Source organism: Pseudomonas sediminis (assembly GCF_039555755.1).
GTDB classification, from domain to species: domain Bacteria; phylum Pseudomonadota; class Gammaproteobacteria; order Pseudomonadales; family Pseudomonadaceae; genus Aquipseudomonas; species Aquipseudomonas mendocina_D.
In genome coordinates this window covers 2,040,638-2,052,652 of record NZ_CP154631.1, presented here as the reverse complement: position 1 = coordinate 2,052,652, position 12,015 = coordinate 2,040,638, and the positions used below count along the sequence as shown (strand labels likewise).

Here is a 12,015-nt window from a genome sequence, read left to right as displayed (position 1 = left end):
TAAGCAGAAAGCTTGCCAGCTCACGTAAAAGCGCCATCTTTCAGGCCTTTACCCGCTTCGAGCATGGATGAGCGGTCATTCGCACCGAATGCATCGCACCAATCCAGTGCATCGACACATTCCGCAATGCTCAAAAATCGTGCAACCCGTGCTCGACCGCCGCGCCTGCGGCTGCGTGCTACACTGCCGCCGTCTGTATCTGGAACCGGCCCATGCTCCCGCCCAAAGCTTTGCTCGACACCCTCAGTAGCCACGCCTCGCGCTTGTTCAGTGGCGACAGCCCACTGCCGCGCGCCGAACTGGAGGCGCAGTTCAAGGCCCTGCTGCAGAGCGGCTTCAGCAAGCTCGATCTGGTCAGCCGGGAAGAGTTCGACAGCCAGATGGTGGTTCTCGCCCGCACCCGCGCTCGCCTTGAAGCGTTGGAAGCCAAGGTCGCGGAACTGGAAGCCAAGCTCACCGCCGTAGACTGAGGTTATGTTGTAGGAGCGGCTTCAGCCGCGACAGGCCTCGCGGCTGAAGCCGCTCCTACAGGCACTGCACCCCACTTGATCAAGGAGCGATCATGTCCCTGGCCATCGTTCACAGCCGCGCCCAGGTCGGTGTAGAAGCACCGGCCGTCACCGTCGAGGCGCACCTGGCCAACGGCCTGCCCTCTCTGACCCTGGTGGGTCTGCCGGAAACCGCAGTCAAGGAGAGCAAGGATCGCGTACGCAGCGCCATCCTCAATGCTGCCTTCGAGTTTCCCAGCAAACGCATCACCTTGAATCTTGCGCCTGCAGATCTGCCAAAAGACGGTGGTCGCTTCGACCTCGCCATCGCCTTGGGGATTCTCGCGGCCAGCGGCCAGGTACCAGCTCAATCGCTGGATGAATACGAATGCCTGGGCGAGCTGGCGCTATCAGGCGCGGTGCGTCCCGTGCAAGGCGTATTGCCGGCTGCCCTGGCCGCACGCGCAGCCGGACGCACCCTCTTGGTGCCGCAGGCCAATGCCGAAGAGGCCAGCCTGGCCTCGGGGTTGAAGGTAATCGCCGTCGAGCACTTGCTGCAGATCGCTGCGCACCTGAACGGCAGCGACCCTCTCGAACTCTACGCGGCCCAGGGCCTGCTCAGGCAGAGCCTGCCCTATCCGGACCTGGCCGAAGTGCAGGGCCAGTTGGCCGCCAAACGGGCGTTACTGGTAGCGGCCGCCGGCTCGCACAATCTGCTGCTCAGCGGCCCACCCGGCACAGGCAAAACCCTGCTGGCCAGCCGCCTGCCAGGCCTGCTACCTACGCTTGACGAAAACGAGGCGCTGCAGGTAGCCGCGATCCATTCGGTGGCCAGCCATACGCCTCTGCAGCACTGGCCGCAGCGACCCTTTCGCACCCCGCACCACAGCGCCTCCGGCCCGGCATTGGTGGGTGGCGGCAGTCGCCCGCAGCCTGGCGAAATAACCTTGGCCCATATGGGCATCCTGTTCCTCGATGAGCTACCGGAATTCGACAGGAAAGTGCTGGAAGTGCTGCGCGAACCACTGGAAAGCGGCCACATCGTCATCGCCCGAGCCCGCGACAAGGTGCGCTTTCCCGCTCGTTTTCAGCTCGTTGCCGCCATGAACCCCTGCCCTTGCGGCTACCTCGGCGACCCGAGCAATCGCTGTCGCTGTACCCCGGAGCAGATCCAGCGCTACCGCGCCAAGTTGTCGGGCCCGCTCCTTGATCGCATCGACCTGCACCTGACGGTCGCCCGCGAAACCACAGCCCTGAATGCACCACCGCAGGATGGCGAAAGCACTGCGCAGGCAGCAGCCAAGGTGGCGCAGGCACGTGAGCGCCAATTGCAACGCCAGGGCGTGGCCAACGCCTTTCTCGACCTACCCGGTCTGCGCCAACACTGCGCATTGAGCGACGCGGATCGCCAGTGGCTGGAAAACGCCTGCGAACGTCTCGGGCTGTCCCTGCGCGCGGCCCATCGCGTACTCAAGGTCGCGCGCACTCTGGCCGACCTGGCGAGCGAGCAGCAGATCAGCCGCGCCCACCTGGCTGAAGCGCTGCAGTACAGACCGGCAGCGGGGTGACTCAGCGAAAGCGCTCGACCTCCTGACGCAGCTGAGCGGCCAGGCGATCCAGCTCGCGCGCGGTATCGGCCAGGTTGGCCACCACTTCACGCTGCTCGCCGTTGGCCTGGGCGATACTCTGCAGATTGGAGCTAAGCACGGTCGCAGTGCTGCTCTGCTCGCTGGTGGCGGTGGTGATGGCAGCGAACTGCTCGCCCGCCGCCTCGCTCTGCTCGCTGATCTGTGCCAGCGCTGAAGCCACCTTGGCGTTGCGCTCAAGACCGTCCTGCATCAGTTGCCGGCCCTGCTCCATGGTGGCGATGGCGCTGCTGGTCTCGCTCTGGATGCTGCCAATCATGGTGGAAATCTCGTTGGTCGCCTCGCGGGTACGCCCGGCCAGGTTGCGCACCTCGTCGGCGACCACGGCAAAACCACGACCCTGCTCGCCGGCACGTGCAGCCTCGATGGCGGCGTTGAGCGCCAGCAGGTTGGTCTGGTCAGCAATTGCGGTGATCACGCTGACGATACCGCCAATTTCCTGTGAGCGCTGGCCGAGGCCGTTGATCACCGTGGAGGTCTGCTCCAGCGCCTCGGCAATCTGCACCAGTGCCTCGGAGGCCTGATCCATCGAGGCACGACCGATACGGGTCTGTTGGGCGTTGGCACTGGCCATACGCTCGGTACTGCGCATATTGTCGGCGATATTCTGCGAAGTGGCGCTGAACTCCTCCACCGCGCCGGCCATGCTACTGATCTCGCCCGACTGCTGATCGATCCCCTGGTAGGCATCGCGCGACAGCGCAGACATAGACTGCGAGCGCGCACTGACATCCTGAGCCGCACTGCGAATGCCCGCGACCATGTTCGCCAGCGCCTCGCCCATGCGGTTGAAGCTGCGCGCCAGCTCACCAATCTCATCATCACTGGACTGCGTCATGCGCGCGCCGAGATCACCAGCACCGAGCGCCTGCGCCTGTTGCACCAGATCGCCCAGCGGCCGCAGCTTGCGTCGCAGCAACCAGACCACGGCGATAACCGCCAGCAACAGGGTCAGCGCACTGCCGATAGCCAGCTGGGTGCCGACGCGCCAGGTGACCGCCTGGATTTCCTCGCGCGGCATGCTCGCCAGCACCGTCCAGGGGCCGCCGGCAAACGGCATGGCCACGCTGTAGAACTCGTCATGACCATCACTCCAGAAACCGCCCTTGCCGGGGCTGGCGATCAACTCGGTAAGCGCCGCAGGCAGGCTGCTCATAGTGGCGGCACCGGCCGGAGCCACCAGCCACTTGCCCTGCTCGTCGAGCAGCGCCAGCGAACCAGTGCTGCCGATGCGGAAATCGGAGAGGTTGCGCATTTGCAGGTTCTGCGCGTCGGTGTAGTCGAAGCCAACGAACAGCACGGCGATCACCCGCCCACCGGTATCGCGCACCGGGGTGTACTGGGTCATGTAGAAGCGGTCGAACAGCAGCGCACGGCCGACATAACCCTGGCCTGCCAGGAGTTTCTGATAAGCCGGATGCTGGTGGTCCAGCACGGTACCCAGCGCACGAGTACCGTCCTGTTTGGTCAGCGAGGTAGTGATACGTACGAACTCTTCACCGTCGCGCACGAACACCGTGGCAACGCCAGCGGTCATGCGGGTAAAGTCGTCGACCTCACTGAAGTCGTTGTTCAGCCGGGTCGCACCCAGATAGAGGGCCGGGGTCTGCAGGCTACCAACCCCGACACGCTCGTCGCTGCGCACCTGCAAACCACTGCTGAAGCGCTGCTCGAAGAGGCCGGCCAGGCGCTGCGTGCTGTCGCGCAGACTGCCATGGAAGGTCTCGAGCTGGTCGGCCAGCAGGCCGGCTTCGCTACCCAGATGCTTCTCTCGGGTGGCCAGGTTGGCTTCGTTGAGCGAGCGCAAGGCGAACAGGGTGCTGAAGCTGATCAGCAGCACCAGCACCAGTGCCAGGATGGCGGCCAGTTGCAGAGCGATACGGGAACGAGGAGGGGTCATTCAGGCCTCTCAAGGCCTGACTCAGTAGTGGCAGGCCGAACGGAACAGGGGTTGACTGACCCGAGTGGTCATACGACCTCGAGCCAGGGCGCAGCAGGATACCTGAGCAGTATGGTTGGTCAATCAGCGTTCTGCCGAATGGCAATCATTTGCTCTCAAAAACCTGTATCGGCGGCTAAAGCACTCTCTCCACTGGAGGAAGTTGCATGGCCGCTACTTCGGCCAACAGGTAGTCGCGCAGCCGCTGCAAACGCGCCTGCGCACGATGTCCCCGCGGCCATACCAGATAATAGCTATCGCCACTGAATACTGCCGTTGGCCAGGGCAACCCGAGACGGCCAGCGCCCACGTCCTCGGCCACCATCAGCAAATCACCGATGGACACGCCATAGCCGCGTGCGGCGGCGACGATGCCCAGTTCAAGCATGTCGAACAGCTGGCCGGTCTTCAGCGGCACCTGCTCATCCAGACCCGTGGCCTGCAACCAGCGCCGCCAGTCGCGGCGATCCGGCGTCGGGTGCAACTGCTCCGCCGCCTGCAGCCGCGCCAGCGACCAGGGGCCTGCGTCAGAACCGCCGGCAGCGCACACCGGAATCAGCCACTCCTCGAACAACAACACGCTTTCCCACTCATCCGGGAACTGGCCATCGGACAACAGCACCGCACAGTCGAATGGCTCGTGGCGGAAGTCGACCTTATCCACATCCATCCAGGCGCTGGTGAGCTGCACTTCGCTGTCCTGGTTGGCCAGGCGAAAGTGCGACAGCCGCGCGAGTAACCAGCGCATGGTCAGGGTCGACGGCGCCTTCAGACGCAGCACCTCATCATCGGCGCGCAACGCAGCGATGGCGCGCTCCAGTGCATCGAAGCCGTCGCTCAGCCCCGGCAACAGAGCACGGGCGGGATCGGTCAGGTGCAGGCTGCGGCCACGACGCTCGAACAGACGACAAGTGAAGTACTCCTCCAGCGTGCGGATGTGCCGGCTTACCGCGCTCTGGGTGATGGCCAGTTCTTCAGCGGCACGGGTAAAGGAGGCATGGCGTGCGGCGGCCTCGAAGGCGCGCAGGGCGTAAAGCGGTGGAAGACGACGCGTCACCGCATAGATCCATGAGTTTTTATCATGCCTGTCATGGCTATTTTCCTTTTGTGGGCATTCGCTACAAACCAGAGAATAGCTGTCATTGCTCATCCCCCGACAGTCTGGGGATGCTTACCCTGCCGAAGTTTTACTCATCATGAAGAATTCCCTTGGCCACGAGTTGGCTGCGCTGTTGCGCCTGGCCGGCCCGCTGATCTCCGCCCAGCTGGCCCATGCGCTGATGATTTTCACCGACACGCTGATGATGGCCATGCTCGGTCCGCAGCAACTGGCCGGTGGCGCGCTGGGCGCCACCTGTTATTTCATTTTCTCGATCTTCTGCACCGGGGTGATCGCCGCGGTGGGCAGCCTGATTGCCATTCGCCACGGCGCGAGCGACCCGTCAGGCATCACGCGCCTGATCCGCAATGGTCTGTGGCTGGCCATTCTGCTGGGCGCCGTCAGTGCGCTGTGCCTCAATGGCCTGGGCCCGCTGCTGCCGCATCTGGGCCAGGACCCTGACGCAGCCAGCCAGGCCATGGCATTCCTGCGCCCGCTGTCGCTGGCACTGCCCGGCTACCTGTGCTTCATGGCGCTGCGCGGCTTCACCAGTGCCATTGGCCATCCCGGCCCGGTCATGGCCATCAGCATCGTCGGTACCGCCGCCAATTTCGTCATCAACTACGCGCTGATCAAGGGTTGGTTCGGCCTGCCCAGCCTGGGCCTGAGCGGCATCGGTATGACCACAGCGCTGGTCAGCAGCGCCATGGCCCTGGCATTGGCGCTGTACATCCTGCTCTCGCCAACCTATCACCGCTACCAGCTGCGGCACGGCATGGGTCGCCCACAGCGAGCGGAGATGCGCGCCCTGCTGCGTCTGGGCCTGCCTATCGGCGGCACCTACGCCGCCGAACAGGGACTGTTCACCTTCGCCACGCTGTGCATGGGCGCGCTGGGCAGCGTGCAGCTGGCGGCGCATCAGATCGCCATACAAACGGTGGCGCTGGCATTCATCGTGCCGCAAGGGTTGTCCTATGCCGTGACCTTCCGCGTCGGCCTGCACTACGGCGCCGACCGCCTGCACCTGTCGCGGCTGGCGGGGCACCTGGGCATGGCCGTGGGCGCCGCGCTGATGCTGCTGTTCGCCCTGCTGTTCTGGCTGCTGCCAGAGTGGATCATCGGTCTGTTCCTCGACCGTCACGACCCGGCTTTCGCCGATATCGTCACCCTCGCGGTCGGCCTGTTGGCGATTGCCGCCTGGTTCGAGTTGTTCGATGGTTTGCAGAGCATCGCCATGGGTGCGATCCGCGGGTTGAACGACGGCCGCACCACTCTGCTGATCGGTCTGACGGGTTACTGGTGCGTGGGCGCACCAATGGCCTGGCTGCTCGCCTTCCCGCTCGGCTGGGGTGCGCAGGGTGTGTGGTGGGGGCTGGCGGCTGGGCTGGCAGTCACGGCGAGCGGTCTGGTGCTGGGTTTCCAATGGAAGACGGCGCGCCTGCAGCGGCCGAGTGCACTGGCGAGCGAGGCCTGCCTGCCGTAATCCGGCTACACGCGCGCGCCCCGGATTACATTCGGGCTACAGAACTGCGGCGCCTCACGCCGAAGGCGGAGTACCGCTCAGCAGCGGCTGACGCAAGCCGAACACCAAAAAACGCGCCAGCTCGGCCAGCGGCACGGCCTTGCTGATCAGGTAGCCCTGCACCTGATCGCAGCCGAACTGACGCAGCATGTCGAGCTGCTCGATGTTCTCCACCCCTTCGGCCACCACTTCGAGATTGAGGTTATGCGCCAGGTTGATCATCGCCCGCACCAGTTGGCGGTTCTCGGCACGCTCGCCCATGCCGCCGACGAAGCTCCTGTCGATCTTCAGCAGGGTGATCGGCAGGCTGTTGAGGTGGACGAAGGAGGAAAACCCGGTGCCGAAGTCGTCCAGCGAAAAACGCACGCCGAGCCGTCCCAGCGCCAGCATGGTCTGCTGCACCTGGTCGCTGCGGCGCATCACTGCGGTTTCGGTCAGCTCGAACTCCAGCCACTGCGCGTCCACCCCACGCTCTTCGATCAGGCGGCTGAGTGTCGGCAGCAATTGGCTGTCCTGGAACTGGCGGAACGACAGGTTGACTGCCATGTGCAGCGCCGGCAGGCCACGGCCACGCAGCCACTGCATGTCGCGCAGGGCACGGGAGATGACCCAGTAACCGAGCGGTACGATCAATCCGGTTTCTTCGGCCAACGGCACGAATTCATTGGGCGAGAGCAGCCCACGCTCGCTGTGCTGCCAGCGCACCAGCGCCTCCAGGCCGACGATGCGCCCGCTCTTCAGGCACAGGCGCGGCTGGTAATGCAGCTCCAGTTCATCTCGGCGCAGCGCCCGGCGCAGCTCACCTTCCAGATCGGCCTGACTGCGTGCGCTGCGGTTGCGGCGTTCGTCATAGACATGAAACACGCAGCCTTGCTGATTCTTGGCCTGCTGCATGGCGATATGCGCATGCCACAGCAGCGGGTCGGCGCCCTCTCCAGGCTGGGCGTGAGCGAGCCCCAGACTACAGCCGATCAACAGACTCTCGCCGTCTACCCAGTAAGGCTCACCCAATACCTCGGTGACACGCTCGGCGAGGCGCTCCACGCGCTGCGGATCGCGGCGTGCATCGAGCAACAGAGCGAATTCGTCGCTACCCAGACGCGCAATCTGATCGCAGGGCTGCAGCAGACTCTTGAGCCGCGCCACCACCTGCAGGATCAGGCGATCCCCAGCCTGGTAGCCGAGGGCATCGTTGGCGTGGCGGAAGTTATCCAGATCGAGATGACCGAGTACAAGACCACGGCCACCACACTCGGCCAGGCGCGCGGCGAGCAGGGTCTGGAAGCCCTGGCGATTGGCGATACCGGTCAAGGGGTCCTGCTCGGCTAGTCGTTGCAGGGTGTGCTTGAGATTGCCCTGTTCACGCGCGTAGCGCAGGCAGCGACGCAACACATCGAGACTGAGGCTGCCGCGCACCAACCAATCGCTGACACCGGTCGGCTCTTCGACTGGCTCTTCGTCGAGTAGCAAGACGATGGGCAAGGGGCACTGATGCGGCTCGGGAAGGCGATCCGGGGTACTCAACAGCAGACCGCTGGCGTGATCATCGAACAGGTTGCTGGCCGCCTCCCATGACGGCGCGGTAATCAGGGGGGATGGGCTGCCCAGGGCGCTCAACTGCTCGCGCAACAATTCGGCCCAGTCCGGCGTTTCCGCCAACAGGACCAACCGCAAGGGTTCGACGAGCGTGGACAAGCAACCTCCCCAATGACCACAAGAGTGATGGCGAATCGCGTCGCCTGAATGCGCCGTAATCGGCGTCTAATCAATCACATCCGTGCGAAAGGTAGTGCAGATCCTGAGGTATAGCCAGTAAACAGACAAGTGGAACCAGAGTACTGGAATAAAGCGCTTAACCAAGTGCATGGCTATGCAATTCCGTGAGCTAGGCCACAGTTCCGGACGGTCGCGGCAGAAGTCATCAGGCCTGTTAAAATGCGCGGCCTTTTTTTCTGCGAACGATCTCATGTCCCGACTGAACCCCCGGCAACAAGAGGCCGTGAACTACGTCGGCGGCCCACTTCTGGTGCTCGCCGGTGCCGGTTCCGGCAAGACCAGCGTGATCACGCGCAAGATCGCCCACCTGGTACAGAACTGTGGCATCCGCGCCCAGCACATCGTCGCCATGACCTTCACCAACAAGGCCGCGCGCGAGATGAAGGAACGCGTCGGTACCCTGCTCAAGGGCAGCGAGGCGCGCGGCCTGACCGTGTCCACTTTCCACAATCTGGGCATGAACATCATCCGCAAGGAATACGCACGCCTGGGCTACAAGCCCGGCTTCTCGATTTTCGACGACGGCGACATCAAGGCGCTGCTCAGCGACATCATGCAGAAGGAGTATTCCGGCGACGACGGTGCCGACGAGGTGAAAAACCTCATCGACAGTTGGAAGAACGACCTGATCCTGCCCGATGAAGCCCTGGCCAAGGCGCGCAATCCCAAGGAACAGACCGCCGCCATCGTCTACCTGCACTACCAGCGCACGCTCAAGGCGTACAACGCGGTGGATTTCAACGACCTGATCCTGCTGCCGGTCAAACTCTTTCAGGAGCACGCCGACATCCTGGAAAAGTGGCAGAACCGCATCCGCTACCTGCTGGTCGACGAATACCAGGACACCAACGCCAGCCAGTACCTGCTGGTGAAGCTGCTGGTAGGCATGCGCAACCAATTCACCGTGGTCGGCGACGACGACCAGTCGATCTATGCCTGGCGCGGCGCGCGCCCGGAAAACCTGATGCTGCTGAAAGAGGATTATCCGTCGCTGAAAGTGGTGATGCTGGAGCAGAACTACCGCTCCACCTGCCGTATCCTCAAATGCGCCAACGTGCTGATCGCCAACAACCCGCACGTGTTCGAGAAGCAGTTGTGGAGCGAGATGGGCATGGGCGACGAGATTCGCGTGATCCGCACTCGCAACGAAGACGCCGAGTGCGAGCGCGTGGCACTGGAAATTCTCACCGAGCATCTGCGTACCCAGCGTCCCTACAGCGAATTCGCCATCCTCTATCGCGGCAACTACCAGGCCAAGCTGATGGAGCTGAAACTGCAGCACCATCAGATTCCCTATCGCCTGTCCGGCGGCACCAGTTTCTTCGCCCGTCAGGAGGTGAAGGACCTGATGAGTTACTTCCGCCTGCTGGTAAACCCGGACGACGACAATGCCTTCCTGCGGGTGATCAACGTGCCGCGCCGCGAGATCGGCTCCGCCACCCTGGAAAAGCTCGGCAACTACGCCAACGAGCGCAAGATCAGCATGTACGCCGCAGCCGGTGAGATGGGCCTCGGCGAGCATCTCGATGCGCGCTTCACCGAGCGTCTGCAGCGCTTCACCAAATGGATGGATCGGGTGCGCCAGGAGTGCGCGCAGAACGACCCGATCGCCGCCATCCGCAGCATGGTCATGGACATCGACTACGAGAACTGGCTGCGGCAGAACGCCTCCAGCGACAAGGTGGCTGACGCGCGCATGGGCAACGTGTGGTTCCTCGTCGACGCACTGAAGAGCACCCTGGAGCGCGACGAAGATGGCGACATGTCCATCGAAGACGCCATCGGCAAACTGGTGCTACGCGACATGCTCGAGCGCCAGCAGGAGGAGGAAGAAGGCGCCGAGGGCGTGCAGATGATGACCATGCACGCCTCCAAGGGCCTGGAATTCCCTTCGGTGTACATCATCGGTTTCGAGGAAGAGATTCTCCCGCACCGCTCCAGCATCGAGGCCGACACCATCGAGGAAGAGCGGCGCCTGGCCTACGTCGGCATCACCCGCGCCAAACGCAACCTGGCGCTGACCTTCGCCGCCAAGCGCAAGCAGTACGGCGAAGTGATCGACTGCTCGCCGAGCCGCTTCCTCGACGAGCTACCGCCGGAAGACCTGGTGTGGGAAGGCCTGGAAGAGGCGCCCGTGGAGGTCAAGGCCGCACGCGGCAACGACGCCCTGGCCAATATGCGGGCGATGCTCAAGCGCTGAGGCCATGGCTGACTGGTGTATGGTCGGTTTATTCGGCGGGCTGGCACCCTCGTCATTTTTGCCAGTCAGAAAGAAGATATCGTTCAGACACAGGGGGTTGGCACCATGCGCACATTCACTCTCGACCTCGACACGCTGACTCAGTTGATCAACGGCCGCGAGCAGCAGGAGAATTGGCTGGACCTGGAAAGCGGTAGTGTCCTGAGCCTGTCGCCCGAAGATCAGCACAGCGAGCAGCGTCAGCACGTAGAACTGAATCCGGATCGCTACACCCAGATACCCAACCTCGACATTCCCCAGCGCGTGGCCATGCGCGAGTCTTTTCTGTTCACTCTCGACGATCTGCACGCCCACCCACTGCTCAGCGCCGCGTTGACCGGCCGTAAGCCACTGCGCGCGTTCGACTTCGAGATCGAATCCTTTCCGGCGATTCGTCAGCAGTGGCAGGCGTACGAACTCAAGCAACTGCGCGAGTACACGCTCAACTGGCTCTACGAGCTGGGCCTGGAGCCTGCGCCGGACAAGCTGCCGCTGGACACGCGCGGCATTCCCAAGGACATCCTGCGCCGCCTGACCAAGAGCGCCTGAGCGGAGCAGCCCGCGGATTGCACCCGGGCTCCAGACACTGGCTAACAACCTGTCTAACCGGTCAATTGCCCACGACTGTCGGGCAGGCTGCGGTTTCACTACACATTGCAGGTCATTTTGAGCGAAAATCCGCAGCTTTTCTGCTTAACCAGAGGATCGACCGTGGAGTCGTTGAAACAGAAGATTCGCAGTGAAGGCATCGTGCTGTCCGAGCATGTACTCAAGGTGGACGCCTTTCTCAACCACCAGATCGATCCACGCCTGATGCAGGAGATCGGCCACGAGTTCGCCCAGCGTTTCGCCGGCCAGGGCATCACCAAGATCGTCACCATCGAGGCCTCCGGTATCGCCCCGGCGGTGATGGCCGGCCTGGAACTGGGCATTCCGGTAATCTTCGCGCGCAAGTTTCAGTCGCTGACGCTCAAGGACGATCTACTGATCTCCAAGGTGTTCTCCTTCACCAAGCAGACCGAAAGCACCATCGCCATTTCCGCGCGTCACCTGACTGCTGCCGACAAGGTGCTGGTAATCGACGACTTCCTCGCCAACGGCCACGCCGCAAAGGCGCTGATCGACCTGATCCAGCAAGCCGGTGCGCAGATTGCCGGTATTGGCATCGTCATCGAGAAGTCCTTCCAGGACGGCCGCAACCTGCTGGAGAGCGAAGGCTACCGCGTCGAGTCGCTGGCCCGTGTAGCAACGCTGGAGAACGGCCAGGTGCGCTTCCTCGACTAAAAACTGTGCGCGCCCTCGCGCG

The 12,015-nt window shown here is 63.3% G+C and carries 9 protein-coding genes and 1 pseudogene; 6 read left to right on the top strand and 4 right to left on the bottom strand.

Going from position 1 to position 12,015, the window contains the following annotated elements; all coding sequences use genetic code 11:
* Positions 1–212: 212 nt before the first annotated feature.
* Both AAEQ75_RS09765 and AAEQ75_RS09760 read left to right on the top strand, forming a co-directional pair.
* Positions 213–470: an accessory factor UbiK family protein gene (locus AAEQ75_RS09765; RefSeq protein ID WP_106735048.1), complete on the top strand. Its 258-nt coding sequence runs from the start codon at positions 213–215 to the stop codon at positions 468–470.
* 92 nt (positions 471–562) lie between these two features.
* The gene (locus tag AAEQ75_RS09760; RefSeq protein WP_343351973.1) at positions 563–2,056 is read left to right on the top strand and encodes a YifB family Mg chelatase-like AAA ATPase; all 1,494 of its coding nucleotides are present in this window, start codon (positions 563–565) and stop codon (positions 2,054–2,056) included.
* A 1-nt stretch (position 2,057) separates the two neighbouring features.
* Here AAEQ75_RS09760 and AAEQ75_RS21960 read toward each other — a convergent pair whose 3' ends face one another.
* The 3 genes and pseudogenes from AAEQ75_RS21960 to AAEQ75_RS09750 form a co-directional block, all read right to left on the bottom strand.
* Positions 2,058–2,780: a methyl-accepting chemotaxis protein gene (locus AAEQ75_RS21960; protein ID WP_430523460.1), complete on the bottom strand. Its 723-nt coding sequence runs from the start codon at positions 2,778–2,780 to the stop codon at positions 2,058–2,060.
* 183 nt (positions 2,781–2,963) lie between these two features.
* A pseudogene (locus AAEQ75_RS21955) lies at positions 2,964–4,034 on the bottom strand (Cache 3/Cache 2 fusion domain-containing protein); the annotation flags it as partial.
* A gap of 175 nt (positions 4,035–4,209) precedes the next feature.
* Positions 4,210–5,130: a LysR substrate-binding domain-containing protein gene (locus tag AAEQ75_RS09750; protein WP_343351969.1), complete on the bottom strand. Its 921-nt coding sequence runs from the start codon at positions 5,128–5,130 to the stop codon at positions 4,210–4,212.
* A 139-nt stretch (positions 5,131–5,269) separates the two neighbouring features.
* Here AAEQ75_RS09750 and AAEQ75_RS09745 point away from each other — a divergent pair, with 139 nt between their 5' ends.
* A complete protein-coding gene (locus AAEQ75_RS09745) occupies positions 5,270–6,655 on the top strand; it encodes a NorM family multidrug efflux MATE transporter (RefSeq protein ID WP_343351967.1) in 1,386 nt (461 codons plus the stop codon).
* Positions 6,656–6,709: 54 nt separating this feature from the next.
* On the opposite strand, the gene AAEQ75_RS09740 is transcribed toward AAEQ75_RS09745, so the two are convergent.
* A complete protein-coding gene (locus AAEQ75_RS09740) occupies positions 6,710–8,389 on the bottom strand; it encodes a putative bifunctional diguanylate cyclase/phosphodiesterase (RefSeq protein ID WP_343351965.1) in 1,680 nt (559 codons plus the stop codon).
* A gap of 271 nt (positions 8,390–8,660) precedes the next feature.
* Here AAEQ75_RS09740 and rep point away from each other — a divergent pair, with 271 nt between their 5' ends.
* From rep to AAEQ75_RS09725, 3 genes are all read left to right on the top strand, one after another.
* Entirely contained in the window at positions 8,661–10,670 is a 2,010-nt protein-coding gene (gene rep, locus AAEQ75_RS09735) for a DNA helicase Rep (RefSeq protein ID WP_343351963.1), read from the top strand.
* Between the two features lie 105 nt (positions 10,671–10,775).
* Positions 10,776–11,258, top strand: a complete 483-nt coding sequence (locus AAEQ75_RS09730) for a UPF0158 family protein (protein ID WP_179575157.1) — start codon at positions 10,776–10,778, stop codon at positions 11,256–11,258.
* Between the two features lie 162 nt (positions 11,259–11,420).
* Positions 11,421–11,993, top strand: coding sequence for a xanthine phosphoribosyltransferase (locus AAEQ75_RS09725; RefSeq protein WP_343351961.1), 573 nt, complete (start codon positions 11,421–11,423; stop codon positions 11,991–11,993).
* The last annotated feature ends 22 nt before the right edge of the window (positions 11,994–12,015 follow it).